Genomic DNA, 24,795 nt, shown 5'->3' on the forward strand with positions numbered 1-24,795 from the left:
CTGTGCAACAAATTATAGTACCCGCAATGGGAGAATCGATTACGGAAGGCACGATTTCCAAGTGGATTGTTAAGGTTGGAGATTCGGTTAAGCAAGGCGATGTGCTTCTGGAGCTTGAAACTGATAAAGTCAACATCGAGATCAGCGCCGAGCAGGATGGCACGATTCAAGAGATTACACGCAGCGAAGGCGATACCGTTCAAATCGGCGAAGCTATCGGCTCCATTGCGGCAGGTGGAGCAGTTCCATCCGCTCCTGCAGCTGAGCCGGCGAAGGCTGCACCAGCTGTTGAAGCAGCAGCTCCGGCGCAAGCAGCACCTATCGCGCCTCCTGTAGCAGAAGCAGACAGCAAAGGCGGTCAAGTTGCCGCTTCCCCTGCTGCAAGAAAGCTCGCAAGAGAAAAAGGCATTGACCTGACACAGGTTCAATCCCGCGATCCGCTTAGCCGCGTTAGCTCCGATGATGTTCGTTCGCATGGCACACAGCCGGCAGCGCCGCAAGCACCGGCTGCTCCTGCCGCTAAAGCGCCAGCTGCGCCTAAATTCCAATCGGCCAAGCCTTACGAGCGCAAAAAGATGTCGCGTCGCCGCGCAACGATTGCGAATCGTCTGGTTGAAGCTCAAAGAACAGCAGCAATGCTGACAACGTTCAACGAAGTCGATATGACCGCTATTATGGATATCCGTAAACGCCGGAAACAATCGTTCCTCGACAAGCATGAGGTTGGTCTTGGTTTTATGTCTTTCTTCACGAAAGCTGTCGTTGGCGCTCTGAAAGAGTTCCCGCTGCTGAACGCTGAAATTGAAGGCGAAGATATTATTGTAAAGCAGTTCTACGATATCGGTATTGCCGTATCGGCTAAAGAAGGTCTTGTGGTTCCGGTTGTTCGTGATGCGGACCGCCTGAGCTTCGCTGAAATCGAGCGTTCAATCGTTGACCTTGCTGGCAAAGCCCGTACGAACTCGCTCGGATTGTCTGACCTGCAAGGTGGTACATTCACAATTACAAATGGTGGTACGTTCGGCTCGCTGCTGTCCACGCCAATCATTAACGCTCCACAAGTTGGTATTCTGGGCATGCACAAAATTCAGCTTCGTCCAGTTGCTATCGATGCTGAGCGCTCCGAGAACCGTCCAATGATGTACATCGCCCTTTCCTACGATCACCGCATCGTAGATGGCGCTGAGGCGGTACGCTTCCTCGTTAAAGTGAAAGCAATGCTTGAAGATCCAGAAACGCTTCTGCTTGAAGGTTAATAAGCATTAGCGGTGAACGAATAGATTATGACACGTATAACCCCCATGGCCTTAAAGGTCATGGGGGTTATTTTTTACTTACAAAAAATAACTAATGAATGCGTAATCATTCATCATTCTTCTCATTTAAGCCTGAATTTGAATGAGAAGTTTCTCATCTATTTTTAACAATTGGTATCAAAACACCATTAAATCTAGTTTTATGGTCTCAGAGGAAATTACTCTCAATTTTAATTGTGGTATTGTATAGCTAAGAACATATTAATAGACAAGCTATCAACCCAGAGAAGAGAGGGCATTCACATCATGAAAAAACTTCGTTTTGGTAAACTGGCTGCATCCCTTGCACTTACCGCATCGCTTACTTTATCTGCTGTTCCTTTTACACAAGCACCGGCAGCTTATGCGGCATCCGCCTCCACCCAATCCAAGATCGTTTCGGTGGCAAAGGGCTTTATGGGAACACCTTATCAATTCAGCGCTCCCACTAGTTCGACTCGCGTTTTTGACTGCTCTTCCTTCACCAAATATGTTTTTGCCAAGGTTGGCGTTTCTTTGCCGAGAAGCTCGAAGGATCAATCAAAAGTCGGCTCGTTCGTATCTCGAAGCAATTTGAAGGTTGGCGACCTCGTTTTCTTCTATTCTCCTATTCATCACGTCGGCATTTATATCGGCAATAATCAAATTATTCATACATACGGTGCCCCTGGAGTGACCGTTACGAGTTTGAGCTCCAGCTGGTGGAGCAAAAATTACGCAACGGCACGTCGCGTGCTTTAGCACCAATTTGCTCTAACTCACACAAACGCCTCTACAAAATAAAAGCCGTATCGCAATCGTCAGAGTCTCCCCCAACCTGACTGCGATACGGCTTTTATTCATGTGCTTATTCCTCGTAATAAACCCGGAACATGATATCCTGATTGTAATTGCCAAAGCCCTTGCCATACAGTGTAAGGCCGCCTACATGCGCAGCATCCTTATCTACCGCAATGCGCAGCGTCCAGTGATTGCGATCCAGTGTAATCTGCTGCACGCTAGTGTCGCTTACCTGCTGCCCATCCACGAAGGTGCCATCCTCCTGCACGCGAATCACTTTGAGCAAGCCATATTGATTCAGGTTGCTATGCCACCAGGAAGGAGAAAACTTGCCGCGGGTCCCCCCGTAATCACCAGGGCTTGTCCACTTGCCAATGGTCGTTCCATTTAGACTGAAGCTGATATCAGACAGCCAGTTCGGATTGTAGCCTGGAGCCTCGGAGCCCAGCTCCAGCACAAGCTCGAATGCGCTCGGGCGCTGCCCCGGCAGCAAATAATTAGGGATTTTATATTCAACGTATCCTCGGCCAAACCATAAAATGCCCGCATTCATCCGCTCCGGCTCTAGAAAAAAGCGCGGGTCATCGAATTGGCCAATGGCCTTCTCCACCGTCGCGATGCCGCAGGTCGGATGCACTTCATATTCGGTGTAATGTCCAATCGGCACCGTGCTCTCATGCATTTTTTTCACTTCTCGTGTGTGATGGGGCAGCTCGATTTCAATATGCTGCTCGGCGAGCGTGCATATTTTATGCGTGCCTCCCTGCTTGCGCACCATCTTCGTCTCAATGAGATTCGCCTTCTCCAGCTTGCGGATATGCATGGTCACAATCGCGCTGCTGAGTCCCAGCGCCTCTGCAAGCTCTTTGACATTCATCGGGCTTACTGCCAGCAAATCTATAATATGAAGCCGCACATGGCTAGACAGCGCCTCATAGAGCGGCAGCCAAGCTATATCTGTATTGGCTTTAATCATCTTGTTCACCCTCCTCTCCCTTATCATCGCATAAAATGAAACGAGAGGGAACAACCGCCTGCTTAGCCCTCTCACCCGAGCTAAGCTTGCGATTGTTCCCCTCTAAAATTTACAATTTAATTCGAATGACATTCCATGACGCTTTATTCAGCACAGCTTGGATTTGCCCTTTATCCGTCAATGCGGCGCTGCCATTCGTGTGCGGCGTAACGCGGTTAGGCGCATCTGCTGTATTGGAAGCGGACAAATCCTCATTTTCCAAAACAATATGCTCCAAAATTCGTCCTTGACCGAAGCTGCGCAGGTCGATATCGAATGCAATACTTTCTTCCAGATGGCGATTCACGGCAAACACAGTAACCTCTTGCTTCTCTTCATTATGCACCGCTACAGCTTCAATATAAGGCACATCTGTAAAATCTTTAGTGTCATGCTTAGGCGAGCTCATGAGCGGTACAAGCACCTCGCCTCTTCCGAACAAGCTTGCGTGCATATAAGGATAATAGATCGTCTGTTTCCAGGCTGCTCCGCCATTTGTCGTCATAATTGGAGCGATGACATTGACGAGCTGAGCAATACAAGCCATCTTCACCCGATCAGCACGCTTGAGCAGGCTGATCAGCATGCAGCCGACAACTAGCGCATCCTCCTGCGTATAAATATCTTCCAGCTGCGGTGGAGCAATTTGCCAAGGATCAAGCTTTTTATCCGATTCATTGGAATGGAACCACACGTTCCACTCATCGAAGGAGAGATTGATTTTCTTCTTGCTGCGTTTCTTCGCCTGTACGAAGTCGGCTGTCGAAATGACCGTATTAATGAAGGAGTCCATTCCCACAGATTGCGCTAGGAAATTCGCGGTATCCTTCTCGCGGTTGCCGTAATACTGATGCAGGGAAATATAATCCACGTCATTATAAGCTAAATCCAGCACCGTCGCTTCCCAATCGGGGAAGGTCGGCATGCCGATTGCCGAACTGCCGCAGGCGACCAGTTCAATCGTTGGATCGACCCAACGCATGACCTTTGCAGTCTCGCTGGCGATACGTCCATACTCGACAGCTGTTTTAGCGCCTATCTGCCAAGGGCCATCCATTTCATTGCCGAGGCACCAGGTTTTGACGTTATGCGGGTCTTTGTAGCCGTGCTGCACACGCAAATCACTCCAATACGTTCCAGACGGATGATTAGAATATTCAAGCAGGTTACGTGCCTCATCAGGGCCCCTCGTCCCCAAATTCACCGCCATCATCGCGTCCGTATTCGCTTTGCGGCACCAGTCCATAAATTCATTAAAGCCAATCCAGTTCGGCTCAATCGTGCGCCAAGCAAGCTCCAGACGTCTTGGACGCTGATCAAGCGGGCCAACGCCATCCTCCCAGTTGTAGCCTGAAACAAAGTTTCCTCCGGGATATCGTACAATCGGCACATCCAGCCCTTTTACAAGCTCCAGCACATCGGAGCGAAAACCCTGTTCATCCGCCTGTGGATGGTCTTTTTCATAAATACCGCCATATACCGCCCGGCCCAAATGCTCGATAAACGAGCCATAAATTCTTTTATCGACTTCACCTACTACAAAATCCTTATCAACGATCAGCTTTGCTTGTTTTGACATGTTCAGCTCACCTCATAAGATTAATGTTTTTGTTAACCAGATAATAAATTTACAATGTATATATTCATTAAACACTATGCAGCAGCAGAACGCAAGCACGAATTAATAACGCTTCCAATCATTTTCTCCATATAAAAAAAGACGGTTAAGGAGCTGCTTCGGCAGCCTCCTTCAACCGTCTTTTTCCGCTATACGCTTTCTGACCTGCTTACTCGATTCGCTATTCAGGAGCAGCAGAAGCCCGTTCGAGCTGAAGCTCGCATATCGTGCCTTGATTCATTTTACTGTGAAAAAATATATTGCCGTTCATGTCCTTAACCATATTCATGACGACCATCAGCCCGAGCCCGGTGCCCCGCTCTTTTGTCGTATAATAAGGCAAACCTAACCGTTTAACCTGGGCTCGACTCATCCCGCAGCCCGTATCGCGGACGAGAATTTGAATTTTATTTCGCACCAGCTCGGTCTGCACCGTCAACTTGCCACCTTCAGGCATAGCCTCAATGCCGTTTTTTATGATATTGAGCATACACTGCTGAAATTTTTTAACCTCTCCATAAATAATAAGCGGCTCCTTCGATAAATGATAAACCTCGACCGTAATGTTCGACATTGCGGAATAAGGCTTCAGCCAAGGAATAACACCATCTATTTCATCCTGCACATTCAGCAGCAGCCGCTTGTCTTCACTAGGCTTCGAAAAATTTAAATAATCAGTAATAATCGCATTCGCATGATCGATACCTTCAAAAGCATAGGTGCGGTAGCGCTCGAATGTCTCGCGATCGAGCTTCTGGCTACCCATCATTTGAAGAAAACCACGCGTCGTTGTAAGCGGATTGCGGATTTCATGCGAAATGGAGGCAGCAAGCTGGCCAACGATTTGATTTTTTTCGGAGATGACGAGCATCTGCTCGTACCACTCCCGGTTTTTTACATTAAAATAAATAAAGCTAATCAGCAACGACGAAAACGCCGCTCCAACAGCGATAACAATGAGCTGCACCCTATTAAAATCATGTCCAAGCGCCAAGGAAACACCAATATAGGCCAGCATATGTAACGAGACGAGGAACAGATTAACAAGACTTAGCTTTTGCTGAGTATTTGGCTTTACCTTAAAGTGGAACAGCAACCCCGTCAGCAGCAGCACGCTAATAGCTGTTCCTGTTGGCAGCCAGTGGTTTCCATAAAGCAAAGTACCACTAAAGAAAAACACCATTCCTGTAGCTACGCCTGGCAGCAGTCCTTCATAAAGCACAGCAAGCGCCAGAGAGACCGAGGTCAGATACAGCGCATACACTAGGGAATCCATTTCCTCCAAGGTCAGAAATACCGTTGTAAATACGACGAGCAGCCCTACAAAAAGCAGCCTCCGTTTCATAGTAGAGGCCAGCGATCTTGGGGCAAAAACAATAAACATGAGTGCAGCCGCCATAATATACAACAGCCCGTGAATGATAGATTCTAAAGTAAGATGAAGCACAATTTTATCCTCATACTCTCTCTCATTTAATAATTTCTTACAAAAATTGTATTTAAAATTTGATAAGATCACAATTTTATATTACTATACATAACCTTTCATTGCCAATGGCCGACTGTTTCCATTATAAAAAAACTCCGGCCCGCCGGCAGGACATGCTCTTCAACTTTACGAGAAGACATGTCCCGCTGGCGAAGCCGGAGACTTATTGGAGGAGCTGCAGCAGCAGCGCTTTTTGCGCATGCATTCGATTTTCCGCCTGCTGATAAATGACCGAATGCTCCGATTCCACCAGCTCCTCTGCGATCTCAAAGCCCGGATGAATCGGCATATCATGCATAATATAAGGCGTGCAGCCAGCAAGCGTGCTGCTGTTCAATTGATAAGGAAGCATCACCTTGATGCGGCGCCGCTTCTCCTCCTGATAAAACTCCTCTTTATAAAACTCCATATCGATCCATGTATCCGTATATACAAATTGAGATCGCGTGGCTGCATCCTGCAAGCTGTTAAGCTGTTCCACCCAGCCGCTTTGGAGCGCTTTTTCCATCAGCAGTTGATCCCGCGATGCTTCATTAATGATCGGTGTAACAAGCAGCAACTTGATGCCGAGCAGCATGCAGCCCTCTACCAGCGAATTGGCCACATTGTTATGAATGCCCACATAGGTTAGCGTTACATCGGAAAACGTTCCCGCCACCTCATAGATCGTCATCAGATCAGCTAGAGCCTGGCAAGGATGGTATTTATCACAGCAGCCATTGATGACTGGGACGGTCGCATAACGCGCTAGCTCCAGCAAATCGGCATGATTTTTGAGCCTTGCCATCATGATGTCGCTGTTTCGGGAGACATATCGCGATTCGTATTGAATTGGCGAAATACTGAAATTGCTGCTGTTCCAATCCATCGGGACGGCATAGCCGCCAAGCTGATTAATACCGGATTGAAATGATAGATTCGTCCTAGTCGAGCTTTTTTGAAAAAGCATCAGCAGCCCCCTGTTGTCAGCCGCCTTGCTGTAGAATTGCGGGTTGCGCTTAATCTCAATCGCCTGTTCAATGATACTCAGAAGCTGTTCCTTCGTCGTATGCTCAAAAGATAAAAAATGCTGCAAGCTTAACACTCCCTTTATGAATAAAAATTCACTAATTTGAATTATTATTCATAATAGCGAGTTTGCCTACATTTGTCCAGCCATAGTCCAGCTTTAAAAGCCCGGATATTTAACAACGGGCCATTTTTCCTTGCGCAGCTTAGATACAAACGCTTCATCTACGTTGAGATTGCTTTTTACAAGCTCCGCTGGAGTAAGCGCCATCCACTGGTTAAGGGAAACGTCTGCGAAGCGGTCGCTTTTGAACATTTCCAGAAACCATAAAGTATTGTTGCCGGTATTTTGCACATAATGACCGCACGCAAAGGGCACATAACCGACATCGCCTGCCCGCACATCATACGTCCGCGCGTTTCCGTTGCCAGTAAATACAGTCATTCGGCCCTGGCCCGATAAATAATATTGCCACTCGTCGTTATTGGGATGCCAATGCAGCTCGCGCATAGCGCCGGGCTTAATTTCTACAAGTGCTGCCGCAATCGCTTTAGATGCTGGAAAATTGGAGGAATCAACGATTCTCACACTGCCTCCAGGCGTAATGATAGGGGTCTGCTTCAACAACTCAAACTTAAAGGACTGCGGGATTGTTCCGTATGGCGATTCTACCTTCTGGCTCTCAATGGAGCCGGGAACTGTGCTTTTGTATATATAAACCTGATCATCTGGAATATGGTCGAAATCACTCTCAGGCACGCCAAAATTAGCCGACAGCACCTCCTTCGGCGTATGGGCAAACCAATCGGAAATCGAAAGCGTGTTTAAATCTGAGAAATTCCCATCGTCAAACACAAGCAGAAATTCGCAGCCTCCCTCCAGCCCTTGAATCGAATGCGGAATTCCCGGCGGAAAATACCACAAGTCACCCGGTCCAATATCAGCTATGAAGTTCCTTCCATTCTGATCCACCGCTGTAATCCTTGCATTTCCAAGCAGCATGTAGGACCATTCTGCCTGTTGATGCCAATGCAGTTCCCTTACCCCGCCCGAAATTAGCGACATATTGACGCCTGCCAGCGTTGTCGCAATCGGCAGCTCGCGTGCCGTCACCTCGCGGGACCAGCCCCCTTGATTCAACTGCATATGGGCATCTGAAAATGAGAATTTCATATTGGGAACGAGACCCGCATCCGTTACAGGCGGAACAAACATATCCGGATTTTCCAAATCCCGCAACACATCGCGCGGCCCCAAATCCGGGCCGCCTGCTCCATCGCTGCGAATCGGTTGGGGAATATGCGGATAGCCTTGCCTCGTATTTTCAGATTCGCTCATAAATGACCAGCCTCCTGTACATGGGTAGACTGCACCCAGCAGTCACTATCTGCCAATATATGCTTGGAGGCTGAAATTATGAGCTTTTCAATACAATCGCTAATAGGCAAAAAAAACCGGCTGAGTGCAGCTCCAGTCGGTTTTAACTATAAATTACTCCATATGAAACAGCTTGTTCATAGTTAATTGTAAATCTTTAAATATGCTGGATTGAATCACTTCCTGCTCCGTAAACAAAAGACGCACCTGATAGCTGCCGTCCTGCAGCGCATAAACATGGACCGTCCGGTTTCCCGGGTCGACAATCCAATATTCCTGCACCCCATATTTTTGATAGAGGTTGAACTTTTCATTAAAGTCTTTCAATACTCTTCCCCCAACACGTCATAAACTTGGCCCACTGCACATACCTATGGTATGAACGGTATTATCAAGTACGGGGGGATGGCTGATGAACCAGGATGAGATCCGCGCATTGGAGCGGTCCATCGATGAAATTACGGAAATCGCTCAAGGCTTTGGCCTCGATTTCTACCCGATGAGGTATGAGATTTGCCCAGCCGACATTATTTATACGTTTGGCGCTTATGGTATGCCGACGCGCTACAGCCACTGGAGCTTTGGGAAAACCTTCAACAAAATGAAGCTGCAATATGATTTTGGACTTAGTAAAATTTACGAGCTCGTCATTAACTCTAACCCCTGCTATGCCTTCCTGCTGCAGGGCAATTCACTTATTCAGAACAAGCTGATCGTCGCGCACGTTCTCGCCCATTGTGATTTTTTCAAAAATAACGCCCGTTTCAGTACCTCCAACCGCAATATGGTCGAAAGCATGTCCGCTACAGCAGAACGCATTCAGCAGTATGAAATGGATTACGGCCTAGAAGCGGTCGAGAAATTTATCGATGCCGTGCTTGCCATTCAGGAGCATGTGGACTCGGCTATTATTAAGCCATACCAGCTCGATAAAACCCGCTATATTGAAATGCTGACGACGGAGCAGAACCGCTCTGTCAATACGGCGACCCCATCCGAATATGAGGATTTATGGGGACTTGACCCGGATGATGCAAAGCGACAGGATCAAACGCCGCCGCCAAAGCATTTCCCGCCAGCTCCGGAAAAGGATTTGATCTGGTTTATCGAGGAATATTCGCCCCAGCTTACAGACTGGCAGCGCGATATTATGTCTATGATGCGCGATGAAATGCTGTATTTCTGGCCGCAGCTGGAAACGAAAATTATGAACGAGGGCTGGGCGTCGTACTGGCATCAGCGCATTATTCGCGAGCTCGACCTGACAAGCGAGGAAACGATTGAATTCGCCAAGCTGAATTCCTCGGTCGTCGTACCATCCCGGCACACGCTGAATCCGTATTATTTAGGGCTGAAAATTTTCGAGGATATTGAGAAGCGTTGGGATAAGCCGACGGTAGAGGAGCAGCGGCGCTTCGGGCGCGTGCCGGGCAAGGGCCGAGAAAAAATGTTCGAGGTACGCGAGCTCGATTCAGATATTTCTTTCCTCCGCAACTATTTAACCAAGGATTTGGTAAAGGAGCTGGACCTGTATGTTTTCGAGAAGAAGGGGCCCGAGTGGAAAATAACCGATAAATCGTGGGAAAACATCCGCGACCAGCTTGTTTATTCCAAAGTGAACGGAGGCTTCCCCAGCCTGTTCGTTACAGATGGCGATTTCAACCGTGTAGGTGAGCTGTATTTGCTGCACAAATATGAAGGCATGGAGCTTGATCTGAAATATGTCGAGCGCACGCTGCCCCATGTCGTCCATCTCTGGGGCAAAACGGTCCATCTCGAAACCGTCGTCGAGGACAAAAAAATCGTGTTCAGCTGCGACGGCAAAAAGACGAGCCGCAAGTTTGTTTAATGTTTGACCCTACTTAATGACGTTTTGGGACAATGTCCCCTCAGCTCAGAAAATAATTAAAAAAATGCGGGAAGCGGCCTTGAGGCAACTTCTCGCATTTTTTGCAAGTAATAAACGCAATCCGATTGCCGGCTCGCCCCCTCGCCTCACCTCTCCCTTTCCCTAAACCAGTTCCCTTTTGCTCTGCTTTTGCAGGTTATCCCCTTAGCTCAGAACGTGCTTTGCCACATCCATCGCGAATAAAGGAATCTTTTTTCGAGTAGGCCATTAACCTATTTCCAATTACCCTATCTGTTTTTCTGAGCTAAGGGGATAACGGCCCTAAGAGAAAACAACCCCTTTAGCTTTAGCTCAAGCCCTCTATCCTAACCCAGTTCATTAATGGGAATCGGCTTTATGTTTCCAGAAAAAACGCTGAATTTGACTCCATCGATCATTTCGCTTACACTTTAACGTAGATTATAGCTTCCTAATTCTAAGAGAAAGGAGTGTCCGTTCATGAAGAAAAAATCGTTGCTTTTCATATCCTTTGGCTACGGATACTCGACTGCTGTTTTTTTCTAAAAGTCATTTCACGGGTGAAGTGTGCCCAAATTGACTGGTTGAAAATGGCAGAAATCTTAAAATGAGAGGCGAAGATGTATGAATAATTTAGGGATCACCAGAAAAAATCCAGCAGGTATGCCTAGTCCAGTAGGAAATTACAGCCATATTACAAAAATCCCGAGAAATTCAGAGCTGTATGTGACTTCCGGTCAAATCGGAACGGACCAAAACGGCAACATTCCGAACACTTTGAATGAACAAATCGACAATACGTTTGCTAACATCAACTTTTTACTGAAATCCGAACAATTAACCTCCGATCATATTATTAAGGTGAACATATGGGCCACCGAAAAAATAGATTGGGATTATCTCTACGAAAAATGGGCGGAACTATTCGGCATTCATTATCCATCTATGACGATTGGTTATCTTTCGGAATTAGGACTGCCCGAAATAAAAATAGAAATTGAAATATGGGCGGCTAAAGCTTAAACAGGCTGATACAGCAGCAGCAGCAGACTAAGGCTATACTTAGTCTGCTGCTGCTTTTTTATATGATTAGTGTTATTCCGCTTTCACCCGCAACGACTTCAGGTAAGCTTTATTTTGCAGCACTCTCGGATCATCTGGTCGGAAAGTTCGGGCAGCCTCATTATGCCGATAGGCCAGCTCGTAATCACCTAAACGATCGTAGCAGACGCATAGCTGAAGATGCGGCAGCCAGGTTGAGCAGGCCATATTGACAAAGCCCAGCCGTTGGTCGGACTGCCCACGCTCAATTGCAAGGTTATACCAGAAACCAGCCGTCTCGAAATCTTTTTGCTGCAAAAAATAATACCCCAGCCGGCAGCAAAATTCCGCCCGCGGACTGCCATATTGAAACGATCTTAATATCGATTCAAGCTCCCGCTCTGTATCTCCAAGCTGGTTATAGCAATCAGCCAGCTTGCCGCATGTCGCCGCATTATCCTCCACCCAGCCTTCGCCCGTCGAAAGAAATTTTTCATAATACAAAATCGCTTGTTCATATTTTTCGTGGTCGCGAAGCTCATTCGCATAATAATAAAGATCACGAGGGGTAAATGTCTCGCCGCGCTCCAAACGTTTTTCATAAATCATTAAATTACGGTCGTGGTCATGATGAAGACTGTTATGGATCACGGCAATATCGCTGCTTTCAATGTTTCCCCACACCTCTAAATACTCATGCACCGCGCCAATCCATCGGTAGTTGTTCGCCCTTTTGACAAGTCGGTTGCGGCTAATGCTGGATGCCAGATTGCCATATTCATCGAAGGCTAAATGATAGTTCATTCGGACGGAGTCGGTCTCTGGGTTCAGCGATTCTTTTAGCGCAGCAAGTTTTTCACGATCATTTTCAAGCAGGATATCATCCGCATCGAGCCAAAAAATATAGTCCTTCCCAGCCTTGCTGAACGCATAGTTTCTAGCAGCAGCAAAATCATCCGACCATTCCCTATCAAAAATCAGCTCCGTATAGTTGCTGGCGATGAATTTCGTACGATCAGTCGAGCCCGTATCTACAATAATAATTTCATCAACTAAATCGTGGATGGAAGATAAGCAGCGGCCGAGGGTGTCTTCTTCATTTTTGACAATCATACAAAGGCTAATGGAAATCATTTTGCTCACCTCGATCTTATAATTCGGACTAATAGCAGCCTTCCTGCGTTAGGTCAATTCGTGTATGGACCAAACGATACCATTGGTTGCACCACTGCCTAAGTTCAAGGACAGAGTAAGCCCATTTGCTGCGTAAAATAGACCGATTACATCGCCAGCATTAAGCGTCACGTCTCCAGCTAAAGTGACCGTTCCACTGCCTAGAATCGCTCTTAAGGTTAAGACAAGAGCAATGTTGACATTGAGAACCGGGAACAGCCCTGTGATCAGGACCGTGGCAGTAGGCGAGGTCCGCTGGACAACAAAAGCCGGATTAACGGCTGCTCCAAGGGTAATTGAAAGAACAGCCGTAGTTGCATAGTTGATAGTGGCCTTAATTGCATACCTTCCTGTTACAGGCACCGTGTAATTGCCTGTAACCGCATTAAAATTGGGATCGCTAAAATAGGGACTAGCCGTTGACCAATTCGTTAGCTGCGTACTAGCAGAAGTCGTAAGTGTTGCAAGAAACGCTGAAAACCCTTGCGTAGCAAAGTTAGGCCCCGTTGCTCCTGTTGCTCCTGTTGCTCCTGTTGCTCCTGTTAGACCTGTCGCTCCTGTCAGGCCCGTTGCTCCTGTCAGGCCTGTTGGACCTGTTATGCCTGTCGCTCCTGTTGCACCGGTCGTTCCTGTTATACCTGTTGCACCGGTTGCTCCCGTTGGACCTGTCGCTCCTGTTATTCCCGTAGCTCCTGTTGGACCAGTCGTACCTGTAATTCCCGTTGCACCCGTTTCGCCTGTGACCCCAGTTGCCCCTGTCGGACCAGTCGTACCTGTTAAACCAGTTACACCTGTAATTCCGGTTGCTCCCGTTGCGCCAGTCGCCCCGGTTACGCCAGTGGCTCCCGTGGCTCCGGTTGGACCGGTCGCTCCTGTCGCTCCTGTCACTCCCGTAGCACCTGTTGCTCCCGTTAGGCCCGTCGCTCCTGTGCTTCCCGTTGCTCCGGTCTCGCCTGTTGAACCGGTTGCTCCCGTCGAACCCGTCGCTCCCGTGTTTCCCGTTGCTCCTGTCTCGCCTGTTACCCCGGTTGCTCCCGTTGGGCCCGTCACTCCTGTGCTTCCCGTTGCTCCTGTCTCGCCTGTTACCCCGGTTGCTCCCGTTGGGCCCGTCACTCCTGTGCTTCCCGTTGCTCCTGTCTCGCCTGTTGAACCGTTTGCTCCCGTTGGGCCCGTCGTTCCTGTGTTTCCCGTTGCTCCTGTCTCGCCTGTTGAACCGGTTGCTCCCGTTAGGCCTGTCGCTCCTGTGTTTCCCGTTGCTCCTGTATCGCCTGTTGAACCGATTGCTCCCGTCGAACCCGTCGCTCCCGTTGGGCCCGTCACTCCTGTGCTTCCCGTTGCTCCTGTATCGCCTGTTGAACCGGTTGCTCCCGTTAGGCCCGTCGCTCCTGTGCTTCCAGTTACTCCTGTCTCGCCTGTTGAACCGGTTACACCCGTTGGACCTGTTGCTCCTGTGATTCCTGTAGCTCCCGTGTCGCCCGTCGCACCTGTTTGTCCAGTCGTTCCTGTAGGGCCCGTTGTTCCTGTTGCCCCGGTTGGACCTGTCGGTCCAGTCACACCAGTAGTACCAGTCGTACCTGTTGTTCCCGTTTGTCCAGTCACGCCCGTAACCCCTGTATTTCCTGTTACTCCTGTTTGACCGGTTGTTCCCGTTGCTCCTATATCACCCGTCGCTCCGGTTGCTCCTGTCAGGCCAGTGGCCCCTGTATTTCCTATTGAACCTGTTTGCCCAGTCACTCCTGTTATTCCTGTCGCACCGGTCTCGCCTGTTGAGCCTGTTGCACCAGTATCTCCCGTTGCGCCACCCGTTGGTCCGGTTGCTCCCGTCGATCCGGTTATCCCTGTCGCTCCCGTTATTCCTGTTACCCCGCTAACCCCCGTCGTCCCAGTCGATCCCGTCACGCCGGTTGCTCCTGTTAGACCCGTCGTGCTGCCAGTCGGCCCAGTAACTCCAGTTGCCCCTGTAGCTCCTGTCGGGCCAGTAACTCCTGCAACGCCTTCCCCACCTGTAGCTCCCGTCGCTCCGGTAGCTCCAGTCATCCCGAGCGGGCCATCTGCTCCCTGCATCCCTTCAAAGCCCTGCTCTCCCTGCACACCTTGAGGCCCACGCTTGCCATCAGCACCCCTTGGACCCGGAGGGCCAGTCGGCCCTACAACAGGATCAGGACAGCATTGCGACTCCGGAAGTCTATGTTTATGAGCGGTCTTTCGTTTACAAGGACGTTTCTTCTTATGCTCGCATCTAGCTTTTTTTCTCGGCTTACGTTTCGGGTTATCGCATGAGGATATTTTGCTCATTCGCTTCTTATAGGAACCCAACAAGAACATCCCCCTTAAACTTAATAGTCTATATTAGGTCATATGTTTTTCAGACCTTGGACTATCACAATAATTCGCAAAATATCCCCCCCCTTGCCCCTCCACATGCACCCCCACCTTCTATCTGTTAAAATAAAATAAACTACCCCTTCTGCCAAAGGAGCTGAACGCCTTGTATTTACGGAGTGCAGAGCTGCTCAAGGAGCGTATTCCCAATTACAGCACTTATCCCTTTTCCATACCTGTCATCCGGTCAATGAGCAAGCTTTATTTTCATACCCATATCACCTTCTTTGTAGGCGAAAATGGTTCCGGAAAGTCCACCTTTTTAGAGGCTATGGCCTATCAATGCAGCTTTAACACCGCTGGTGGCGGGCGCAACAACATCTACGACGTGGATGCCTCTGAATCCGCACTTGGTCCCTATATCCGGCTTTCCTGGATGCCCAAGCTCACGAATGGCTTTTTCCTGCGGGCAGAAACATTCTATCAATTCGCCTCTTATCTTGATACAATGCCCGAAAGCCTGCCCTATTACGGGGGCAAATCGCTGCATGAGCAGTCACATGGCGAAGCCTTTCTATCGTTGTTTAAGCACCGTTTTGGCAAAAAAGCGATCTATTTGCTCGACGAGCCCGAGGCCGCGCTTTCTCCAGCCCGCCAGCTCGCGCTGCTTCGCGTCATTAAAGATTTGGAGCACGATGCCCAATTTATCATTGCGACTCACTCGCCGATCTTGCTTGGGTATCCGAACGCGCAAATTTACAATTTTGACGCCAAACCCGTTGAAGAAATTCGCTACGAGGACACGGCACACTACCAGCTAACCCGACGCTTTCTTGAAAATAGAAAAAATGTATTGAACGAGCTGTTCAGCAACGATTAGCAACGTTTAGCAACTCTTCCAACACTCCTTACATAAACTTAACATTTTATGTACTGGTTTTCTCACGCGAATCTATTTCTATTATTTAGAAAAAATAGTACAATTACCTTATGCTTCCAACCAAGGAGGCCGCTCTAATTGAACCAACTACTAGAAGCGGAGGTTTGATGATGAAGGGTAATTTTTTGAAGCGATTGACGGCAGGAGCACTTATCTTAGCAATGTCTTTGTCAGCGGGTACGGCAGTTTCCTTAGCGGAAGGGCCATCTGATCCAGCTCCCGTCCTACAGCCCTCAGGAAGTGCCAACGGCAAAAAAATTCTGTTCGACAATGCCCATGCCCAAACAGCAGGGGCGGCAGATTGGGTCATCGACGGCGGCTTTTCCGATTTTGGACAAGCTCTTGCAGGCCGAGGCTATTACGTCAAGGAGCTTCGCAAAAGCGGCCCGATTACGCTAACAGACTTAAGCGGCTATGACGTCTTCGTTATTCCTGAAGCGAACGTGCCGTTCAAGACGAGCGAGCAGCAGGCTATGCTTTCGTATGTCCAGGGCGGAGGCAGCATTTTCTTCATCGCAGACCACTATAACGCGGATCGCAATAAAAACAGATGGGATTCCTCTGAAGTATTCAACGGCTACAGACGGGGAGCGTGGTCAAATCCTGCGCTGGGCATGAGCACAGCGGAAGCCGGTTCAACCGCTATGCAAGGTGTAGCCAGCTCCGACTGGCTGTCGAGCAACTTCGGCATGCGCATCCGTTACAATGCGCTAGGCAATGTAAATTCAGGAACGATCGTGCCGTCGTCACAATCTTTTGGCATTACTAGCGGCGTTACTTCGGTGACGATGCATGCCGGATCGACCATCGCCATTACAGATCCGACTAAAGCAAAGGGAATCGTCTACATGCAGCAGACTTCAGCTGCTTGGGGCAATGCGGTCGATCAAGGTGTCTATAATGGCGGAGGAATTGCTGAAGGCCCTTATGTGGCAATTGGAAAAAACAGCCTCGGCAAAGTAGCCGTTATCGGCGACTCTTCTCCTGTCGAAGACAGTACGCCTAAATATTTGCGCGAGGAAACAGGCGGCACCAAAACGACTTACGACGGCTTCACAGAAGCAAGCAATGGCGCGCTGCTCGTGCAGCTTGTGGACTGGCTTGCTGTTAAAGAAAGCTACACAGCACTGAATCAAGTAAGCGGCCTCACGCTTGACAATGCAACAGCGCTGCTTGCTATAGAAACGCCGCAAACGTCAACCCAGCCGCAGGCTGAACCATGGGCAGCACCGGCTACCGGTTACAAATGGTGGGACAGCTCCACCTTCAAGCAAGGCTCCTACGGCTATGCCTCAACGTCGCAGCCGCCAACATCCGGAGCTGTAAACGAAACCTTCGAGACAGGCACGAAAGCAGCCTATACGGTGGGTTCGGTTACGCTCGGCTCAGGCTCGTGGACCTTTGATAATGCGCTGCTTGGCGATCTAGCTACAGATAAGAAAAACGGAACTAAGGCCGCGAGAGTCAGGTCAGCAGGGTCCATCTATATGAATTTCAATGTGACAGGCGGCGCGACCAGCGTCAAAATAAAGCATGCGAGCTTTGGCAGTGATACGGGAGCGACATGGAAGCTTCAGAAGTCGCTTAATAGCGGCTCCACTTGGACGGATGTCGGCAGCACTTACTCCAGCAGCCAGTCGTTAACCGAACAGACGATTACTGTAAATGAAAGTGCAGCGGTACGCTTCAAAATCGTAGTCGCCGGCACATCCGGCAGCCGCTTGAACTTTGATGATTTTACCATTCTCCAATAATCCAAGCCTACGAATTTAGGCCTTCCAAAAACATACAAGCGTAAACGGCTTTGCCGTCCTCTGGCGGCAAAGCTTTCGTTTCGCGATGAAATATAGAGAAAGTATGACGAAATCATTTACTTTCCTATATTTACAAAAAAGCCCTTCAGGCGCATATGCAGCTGCATCAAAGCTTAAGCAGCAACAGCCATGCGCCCATAGGGCTTTTCTCAAATTTCCCCGCTTCATTCCTCTACATTGCGCACATCCACCGTCACCTTAAGCATCTGCTGCCCGCTTCCGCGATAAACGCCTTTTACCGGAACGATATCTTTATAATCGCGTCCATGGCCCAGCTTTACGTAACGCTCGCCAACAGGAGCTTCATTCGTCGGATCGAAGCTGCACCAGCCGAGCGACGGTACATATGCTTCCACCCATGCATGGGATGCCTGCTCGAAATCTGCTGTTCCGCCTTGCAAATCGCCAACGAAATGATAGCCGCTCACATAGCGGGCGGGAACCTGCTGAGAGCGGGAGCAGGCAATCATCAGATGGGCAAAATCCTGGCATACGCCCCTCCTGCGTTCAAACATGTCGCTCGCCTTCGTCTCCACAGTAGTAGCATCTGGATCATAGACGAACTCGGCGTGAATTTTTTGGGAGAGCGCCAGCAGCCAGCCATATACGCTCAGCCCATTATTTTTCCGATCCTCTACGCCCACTGCATACATCTCGACTTCCGGACTCAGCGCTGTATAGGCGGTAGGCAGCAGAAACTCCACGAAACGATTGCCCGCATCCTCTGACTGCAGCCACTCCCAAGCGACTTCGGCTGCTCCGCCGCCGTTCAGAGCTGCGGCCTGCTGCTCCGGTGTAAGTGCCTCCTTCGTCACAACGGTCATTTGCGAGCGAATCGTCAGCTTGCGGTGCGAGCCGTTCACCGAAAATGAATGCACCCGATTGCCGAAAAAATCCTCATAGCTGAACAGCGGCGCATTCGGCTCAATCGCAATGGACTGCTGATAGCAGGACTGGCGTTCATCCGTGCTCGGCGTCAGCCGAATTTCATTGACACTGTCCGTAACCGGCGTGCCATAATCGTATTGCGTCACATGCGAAATATTCAGCTTCATGCACTGGCCTCCCCCATGCGAAAAAAGGTTTTGGCGAAGGTGCCGCCCAGCGTCTGGCAAGCATCCAGCAAATGGCCGACGATTGCCCCGTCACGGTCCAGCGCAACATCTTCCCGATCCAGGCAGGCCAGATCCGCCTTCACCTTGCTTACCTGGCGAATAACCTTGTCATGCGCCGAGCGCAGCTGCATATCCTGAAAACGTATATCCCGCATATGCTCATCCAGCGTATGCAGCGCAAAATGCACCGACCTCGGGAACACTTCATTCAAGATGACAAAATCGACTATCGATTCCACCGACATGCCATCGGCATAATAACGCCGGAACACCTGATAGCCGCTCAGCGATCGCAGCATGGCCTGCAAGTATGAATATGCGCCTGTCGCATTGCTCCAGCTCTCTCCGCTCGCCATGACCGTATTATAAGCTGCTTTAATAATGCGCAGCGTGTTTTCAGCCCGCTCCAGATAGCGGCCGCATTCGATAAAATGCCACTCATTTTCACGTGGCATGACAGACTGGCTGATGCCTTGGAACAACGCCGTCCATTCCTTGATTTTGCCGAAAAATAAATGCGGCGATTCCGAAATTAAATCCTCTGGCTGCTTCTCCCGCAGCCACAAATAAAAGCCGTTGACCGCATCCCACATCTCGCTCGGCACCTTCTCACGCAGCGTACGCAGATTGCCCCGGGCATGGCTGACGCAGGACACAAGTGAATTCGAATTGTCGCGGTCAAGTGTCATATACCGCAGCACATCCTGCTCGCTGTAGCTGCCGTATTGCTGGACATAGGACTCCTTGCTGCCCAGCGCATCCACGATGCGCGACCATTTGCAGGTCGGAGCAGCAGCTCCCTGCCCTTGAACCACCGCCTCCGAATCTGCACCATCCTCTGCCTGCAAATGATAGTGGACATCGATTAAACGCGCATGGTTTTCCGCCCGTTCCATGTAGCGTCCAATCCAAAATAATGCCTCAGCATTCCGATTAAGCATAGCCATCCCTCCGATTATTGGGCTTCCCGCCTCATTGTTCCCTGCCGGCTCACCGGCTTAGCAGCATTACCGCTTCGAGGTTTCGAAGTATTCAGGCTTAGCGGCTGAGTACCCATGTATCCTTAACCCCGCCGCCTTGCGATGAATTGACGACGAGCGAGCCTTCCGTCATTGCGACACGTGTCAGCCCGCCAGGTATGACATGCGTTTCCTCGCCCATTAGCGCAAAAGCTCTTAAATCAATATGGCGCGGTGCCATGACGCCATCCATCATTACCGGCGCTCGCGAAAGCTTCATCGTCGTCTGGGCGATATACCGCTCTGGATCGAGCTTAATCGCTTCAGCAAATGCTTTGATTTCAGCTGCTGTCGCGCTTGGGCCAATTAGCATGCCATAGCCGCCGGAAAGCGAGGTTTCCTTGACGACCAGCTCCGAGAGATGATCCAGCACATATTCCCGCTCTTCCTTGCGCGACAAAATATAGGTTGGCACATTATGCAAAATCGGCTCTTCGCCCAAATAATAGCGAATCATATCCGGCACATACGCATACACAGCCTTATCGTCGGCAACCCCGGTGCCTGGAGCGTTGGCAATCGCCACATTGCCTGCACGATACGCATTCATCAGCCCAGGAACGCCTAGCAGCGAATCCGGTTGAAAAGCAAGCGGATCTATAAACTCATCATCGATCCGCCGATAAATAACATCCACCTTGCGAAGTCCGCGCAAATCCCGCAAATAAATGTTGTGATCCTTATAAACGAGATCACGACCCTCCACAAGATGAATGCCAAGCTGCTGAGCGAGGAAAGTATGCTCATAATAGGCCGAGTTGTAGGAGCCCGGCGTAAGCAGCACAATAAGCGGATCGCGCTTGCCGCTCGGGGCAAGCGCGCGAAGCGAGCTGAGGAAGCAGTTGAGGCTGCGCTCGATGCTCTGGACAGAAGAGGACAAATACAGGTCGTGAAACAGCTCGCTCATCAGCGTTCTGCCTTTGAACAAGTAAGAGAAGCCGGAAGGAGAACGCAAATTGTCCTCCAGCACGAAGTAACGTCCCTTCTCATCTCGGATCAAATCGATTCCCGAGGCTGTAATGTACACGCCTGACGGCACATCCAGCCCAACCATTTCCGGGCGGAAATAAGTATTGGACACGATCATTTTGCGGGGGATAACGCCATCTTTTACAATGTGCTGCTGATGGTAGATGTCATGGGTGAAGGCGTTAAGCGCGCGAATGCGCTGACGCACGCCGCGGTCAATATTGTCCCACTCATGCCGGGGAATGACACGGGGAATATAGTCGAACGGAATCGTCCGCTCCAGAGGCTCATTTTGATTGCTGCTGTACAGCGTGAAGGTAATGCCTTCCTCCATCATTCGCTGATTAAGGGCATGCTGACGAATGTTCAGCTCCGAAGGTTTAATTTTCCCGAACAAGCGATGAACACTTTCATAGTGGGGACGAACCGAAAAATCCTTTTCAAACATTTCGTCATAAAATGATTGTGAATCATAATAATGCGACTGCGACTGTCTGGCCGTCGACATGCCAACCGCCTCCTCCAAGATGGCTCAACCTTACATCTAAATCCTGTAACAATAATGATCGTTTTTGATCCAACGGCATATTAATGTTAGTTTTTATGACGTTAAATTTCATAAAACCGTCCATTTCTGTAGCTCAATCATACTAAAACCGAATATTCATGTCAACTTATATGTCATATAAAAAAACCGAAAACCTCGTGCTTGAGGATTTCGGCTTTTTTATAAGGTTATCTTCTACAAAATGTAGTCTATTCGGATGCTGCATTAAGCTTGCTCAAATCTTTGGCGACGTCATCGACCATTTTCACAAAAGCAGCAAGCTCCTGCGATTTTGCCGCTTGATTACGCGCTTCTGCTGACGTCTGATCGGACTCCTTGCGGACCGAATTCACCTTTTTCTCAATTTCACTAAGCTTGTTTTGAATCGTTTCCTGGGCTCCGCGTGACGACGCGGCCAGCTTGCGCACCTCATTGGCAACAACCTCGAAGCCTCGGCCATGATCCCCGGCTCTTGCCGCTTCAATGGCGGCATTTAGCCCCAGCAAATGCGTCTGATCGGCTATTTCCCGAATCATCGTCCCCATCTCCGTAATCCCGTCAAGCTCGCCCTGCAGCTCGCCAAGCAAAGAATGCGCTTTCTCTTGTGAATCCGAAGTAGACAGCGCTGTTGCAGCAATCGACTGGGCGCCCTCTTCCAGCTCGACCATGAGGCCTGCGAGCTGCTGCACCGCTTCCGTTACCGTTGTTAGCATAATTGCACGCTCATCCGCAAGCTCCTGCACCTTCGTCTGCTCTGCGCGGTTATAGGCTTCAAGCACGAATTGCGAGTCCAGATTAAACATCTTGGACAGCGAGTGAATAACCGGCTTCCATCCATCTGGTAGCACACGTTCAAATACATCCGTTGCAATGTTCAAGTAAGTCATATATGTACCTAGATACCAGTCGGTTGTCAGGCCGATTCGAGAATGCACGAGCCCGATTTTAATTCGGTTTTCAATAAACGCTTCATCAATTACACCGTCTGCAAGGGACAGCCAGTATTCACGCTGTGTTCCTTTCAAACGATCCACATTGCTGAATTTTTTCATTAAAGCTACCATTTCGGGATAGAGTCCCACATTATCGTAAAAGCGATCAACAACCTCATTGACTACCTGCTTAAAAATAGGCTTGCACTCGGAAAGTAGCTGTAAATCCTGTTCCTTGATTCCTGTATAATCTAGCTGTCGCTTACGTTCTACTGTGACATTAATCATTGAAAAACCCCCTGTCTCTAAATAAATAACAACTGCTATATTAAGTATATCGGCATTCAGCTTCATATAGGTAGACATTTCTTTAATAATTCAAGAGAATTTGTCTAGATCTCTACAAAAATCGAATAAAAAGCTGAATCTATAGTCCCATTTTTCCAGTCCTATCAACCTATTATAGCTCATTCACAACGATTCCTCATCTAGGCAACGCCAAGAAGTTCGGTGGGCAGCTGCTCCACCGAACTTCCTGATACACTCCTATTGGGTTCGTTAGCGATTAAGCAGACTGCCCACATAACGCAGCAGCTCATTGGCGCATACCGGGCAATAGCCGTGCTCATCAATTAACCGCTTCGTCACTTCATTAATCCGCTTGAGCTGGATTTCATCCGGCGTCTTCGTGGAGGTCGTAATTTTCACGATGTCCTTCAGATCGGTGAACAGCTTCTTCTCCACCGCTTCACGCAGCCGCTCGTGGCTGGTAAAATCGAATTTTTTCCCTTTGCGGGAATAAGAAGAGATGCGAATCAAAATTTCTTCGCGGAACGCTTTTTTCGCATTTTCAGAAACGCCGATCTGCTCCTCAATAGAACGCATCAGGCGCTCATCCGGATCAAGCTCCTCGCCGGTGAGCGGGTCTTTGATTTTAGCCCAGTTGCAATAAGCCTCGATGTTGTCGAGGTAGTTTTCAAACAGCGTTCGCGCCGACTCCTCATAGGAATAAACGAAGGCCTTCTGAATTTCTTTTTTGGCCAGGCCATCGTATTCCTTGCGGGCAACCGAAATAAAGTTCAAATAACGCTCCCGCTCCTCCTTCGTGATGGATGGATGCTGGTCGAGGCCATCCTTCAAGCCGCGCAGCACATCTAGCGCATTAATGCACTGCATATCCTGCTTGATCAGCGCGCTCGAAATCCGGTTGATGACATAACGAGGATCGATGCCAGACATGCCTTCCTCGTTATATTCGGTCTGCATTTCCTTAAGATCGGCATCCTTGAAGCCTTCGATTTCCTCGCCGTCGTACATCCGCATCTTCTTCACCAAATCCATGCCCTGCTTCTTCGTCTCCTTCAGACGGGTAAGTATGGAGAAAATAGCAGCAGCGCGCAGTGCATGCGGAGCAATATGAATATGCTTCATGTCGCTCTGGCCGATGAGCTTCGTATAAATTTTTTCTTCCTCGGATACCTTCAGGTTATACGGAATCGGCATGACGATCATCCGCGACTGGAGCGCTTCATTTTTCTTATTGCTAATGAAGGATTTGTATTCCGTCTCGTTCGTGTGGGCAATAATTAATTCATCAGCGGAAATGAGCGCAAACCGTCCCGCTTTAAAATTGCCCTCCTGCGTCAAGGACAGCAGGTTCCACAAAAACTTTTCATCGCATTTCAGCATCTCCTGAAACTCCATAAGTCCCCGGTTCGCCTTGTTCAGCTCGCCGTCAAAACGATAAGCCCGCGGATCGGATTCCGAGCCAAATTCCGTAATCGTGGAAAAATCAATGCTGCCGGTGAGATCGGCAATGTCCTGCGATTTTGGATCAGACGGACTAAAGGTTCCGATACCAACACGGTTATCCTCAGAGATGAATACGCGCTCCACTTGAACATTTTGAATATCGCCGCCATATTCGGTTTGCAGCCTCATCTGGCAGGAAGGGCATAGATTGCCTTCGATCCTAACTCCAATCTCCTGCTCAATCTCGCCTCTCAGCTCATGCGGAATGAGATGCAACGGCTCTTCATGCATCGGGCAGCCTTTAATCGCATAGACGGCGCCGCGTTTCGTTCTGGAATATTTCTCAAGCCCCTTTTTGAGCATCGTAACCAGCGTCGATTTTCCTCCGCTGACAGGGCCCATGAGGAGCAAAATCCGTTTGCGCACATCAAGCCTTCGCGCCGAGGAGTGGAAATATTCCTCCACAAGCTTTTCAACAGAGCGGTCCAGCCCATAAATTTCTTGCTCGAAAAATTTGTACCGCTTCTTCCCATCCCTCTCCTCGACTCCATAGGATTCAATCATTTCATAGACACGCGCGTGCGCCGTCATGGCCGGGGATGGATCCTGTCTCAGCAGTTCGATATACTCCTTGAAAGATCCAATCCAGGCCAGCTTCTCACTCTCTGCTTGGTACTCCGATATTCGCTTGAAAATGTCCATGCCGTGCCTCCTCCCATCG

The 24,795-nt window shown here is 49.3% G+C and carries 19 protein-coding genes; 6 read left to right on the forward strand and 13 right to left on the reverse strand.

The window, feature by feature from the left end:
* The first annotated feature begins 2 nt into the window (after nt 1–2).
* Together odhB and AC50YG_RS20105 are read left to right on the forward strand one after the other, a co-directional pair.
* The gene (gene odhB / locus AC50YG_RS20100; RefSeq protein ID WP_494829046.1) at nt 3–1,256 is read left to right on the forward strand and encodes a 2-oxoglutarate dehydrogenase complex dihydrolipoyllysine-residue succinyltransferase; all 1,254 of its coding nucleotides are present in this window, start codon (nt 3–5) and stop codon (nt 1,254–1,256) included.
* Between the two features lie 306 nt (nt 1,257–1,562).
* The gene (locus AC50YG_RS20105) at nt 1,563–2,036 is read left to right on the forward strand and encodes a C40 family peptidase (protein ID WP_341281630.1); all 474 of its coding nucleotides are present in this window, start codon (nt 1,563–1,565) and stop codon (nt 2,034–2,036) included.
* 106 nt (nt 2,037–2,142) lie between these two features.
* Here AC50YG_RS20105 and AC50YG_RS20110 read toward each other — a convergent pair whose 3' ends face one another.
* From AC50YG_RS20110 to AC50YG_RS20135, 6 genes are all read right to left on the reverse strand, one after another.
* Nucleotides 2,143–3,051: an ArsR/SmtB family transcription factor gene (locus tag AC50YG_RS20110; RefSeq protein WP_473762039.1), complete on the reverse strand. Its 909-nt coding sequence runs from the start codon at nt 3,049–3,051 to the stop codon at nt 2,143–2,145.
* Nucleotides 3,052–3,160: 109 nt separating this feature from the next.
* The gene (gene arfA / locus AC50YG_RS20115; RefSeq protein WP_473762040.1) at nt 3,161–4,669 is read right to left on the reverse strand and encodes an arabinosylfuranosidase ArfA; all 1,509 of its coding nucleotides are present in this window, start codon (nt 4,667–4,669) and stop codon (nt 3,161–3,163) included.
* Between the two features lie 220 nt (nt 4,670–4,889).
* Nucleotides 4,890–6,155 carry an ATP-binding protein gene (locus tag AC50YG_RS20120; RefSeq protein ID WP_494829049.1) on the reverse strand — a complete coding sequence of 422 codons (1,266 nt, stop codon included), beginning with the start codon at nt 6,153–6,155 and terminating at the stop codon, nt 4,890–4,892.
* Nucleotides 6,156–6,360: 205 nt separating this feature from the next.
* A complete protein-coding gene (locus AC50YG_RS20125; RefSeq protein ID WP_494829051.1) occupies nt 6,361–7,272 on the reverse strand; it encodes a Rossmann-fold NAD(P)-binding domain-containing protein in 912 nt (303 codons plus the stop codon).
* A 93-nt stretch (nt 7,273–7,365) separates the two neighbouring features.
* Nucleotides 7,366–8,544: an oxalate decarboxylase family bicupin gene (locus tag AC50YG_RS20130; protein WP_494829053.1), complete on the reverse strand. Its 1,179-nt coding sequence runs from the start codon at nt 8,542–8,544 to the stop codon at nt 7,366–7,368.
* A gap of 153 nt (nt 8,545–8,697) precedes the next feature.
* A complete protein-coding gene (locus tag AC50YG_RS20135; RefSeq protein ID WP_494829055.1) occupies nt 8,698–8,910 on the reverse strand; it encodes a Uma2 family endonuclease in 213 nt (70 codons plus the stop codon).
* Nucleotides 8,911–8,995: 85 nt separating this feature from the next.
* Here AC50YG_RS20135 and AC50YG_RS20140 point away from each other — a divergent pair, with 85 nt between their 5' ends.
* Complete coding sequence (locus AC50YG_RS20140; RefSeq protein WP_494829057.1) at nt 8,996–10,432, forward strand: SpoVR family protein; 1,437 nt, start codon at nt 8,996–8,998, stop codon at nt 10,430–10,432.
* Between the two features lie 642 nt (nt 10,433–11,074).
* On the forward strand, nt 11,075–11,473 hold the full coding sequence (locus AC50YG_RS20145) for a RidA family protein (RefSeq protein ID WP_341281618.1): 399 nt from the start codon (nt 11,075–11,077) through the stop codon (nt 11,471–11,473).
* A 72-nt stretch (nt 11,474–11,545) separates the two neighbouring features.
* Here the strand turns inward: AC50YG_RS20145 and AC50YG_RS20150 are convergent, their stop codons facing one another.
* On the reverse strand, nt 11,546–12,625 hold the full coding sequence (locus tag AC50YG_RS20150) for a tetratricopeptide repeat-containing glycosyltransferase family 2 protein (protein ID WP_494829059.1): 1,080 nt from the start codon (nt 12,623–12,625) through the stop codon (nt 11,546–11,548).
* 48 nt (nt 12,626–12,673) lie between these two features.
* Nucleotides 12,674–14,728 carry a beta strand repeat-containing protein gene (locus AC50YG_RS20155; protein ID WP_494829377.1) on the reverse strand — a complete coding sequence of 685 codons (2,055 nt, stop codon included), beginning with the start codon at nt 14,726–14,728 and terminating at the stop codon, nt 12,674–12,676.
* A gap of 424 nt (nt 14,729–15,152) precedes the next feature.
* On the opposite strand from AC50YG_RS20155, the gene AC50YG_RS20160 reads away from it, so the two are divergent.
* Both AC50YG_RS20160 and AC50YG_RS20165 read left to right on the forward strand, forming a co-directional pair.
* The gene (locus AC50YG_RS20160; protein WP_494829061.1) at nt 15,153–15,866 is read left to right on the forward strand and encodes an AAA family ATPase; all 714 of its coding nucleotides are present in this window, start codon (nt 15,153–15,155) and stop codon (nt 15,864–15,866) included.
* A 170-nt stretch (nt 15,867–16,036) separates the two neighbouring features.
* A complete protein-coding gene (locus tag AC50YG_RS20165; RefSeq protein WP_494829063.1) occupies nt 16,037–17,680 on the forward strand; it encodes an Ig domain protein group 2 domain protein in 1,644 nt (547 codons plus the stop codon).
* 224 nt (nt 17,681–17,904) lie between these two features.
* Here the strand turns inward: AC50YG_RS20165 and AC50YG_RS20170 are convergent, their stop codons facing one another.
* The 5 genes from AC50YG_RS20170 to AC50YG_RS20190 all read right to left on the reverse strand — a co-directional run bounded on the left by AC50YG_RS20170 (nt 17,905) and on the right by AC50YG_RS20190 (nt 24,776).
* Complete coding sequence (locus AC50YG_RS20170) at nt 17,905–18,795, reverse strand: transglutaminase family protein (RefSeq protein ID WP_494829065.1); 891 nt, start codon at nt 18,793–18,795, stop codon at nt 17,905–17,907.
* Nucleotides 18,792–19,796: an alpha-E domain-containing protein gene (locus AC50YG_RS20175; protein ID WP_494829067.1), complete on the reverse strand. Its 1,005-nt coding sequence runs from the start codon at nt 19,794–19,796 to the stop codon at nt 18,792–18,794. Before AC50YG_RS20175 ends, AC50YG_RS20170 begins: the two co-directional genes overlap by 4 nt.
* A 97-nt stretch (nt 19,797–19,893) precedes the next feature.
* Complete coding sequence (locus AC50YG_RS20180; protein WP_341281613.1) at nt 19,894–21,351, reverse strand: circularly permuted type 2 ATP-grasp protein; 1,458 nt, start codon at nt 21,349–21,351, stop codon at nt 19,894–19,896.
* Between the two features lie 248 nt (nt 21,352–21,599).
* Nucleotides 21,600–22,610 (reverse strand): protoglobin domain-containing protein, encoded by a 1,011-nt coding sequence (locus AC50YG_RS20185; protein WP_473762069.1) that lies wholly within the window; start codon nt 22,608–22,610, stop codon nt 21,600–21,602.
* 270 nt (nt 22,611–22,880) lie between these two features.
* Nucleotides 22,881–24,776, reverse strand: coding sequence for a PrkA family serine protein kinase (locus tag AC50YG_RS20190; protein ID WP_473762071.1), 1,896 nt, complete (start codon nt 24,774–24,776; stop codon nt 22,881–22,883).
* Nucleotides 24,777–24,795 lie beyond the last annotated feature (19 nt).

The organism is Paenibacillus sp. J31R34 (assembly GCF_059383715.1).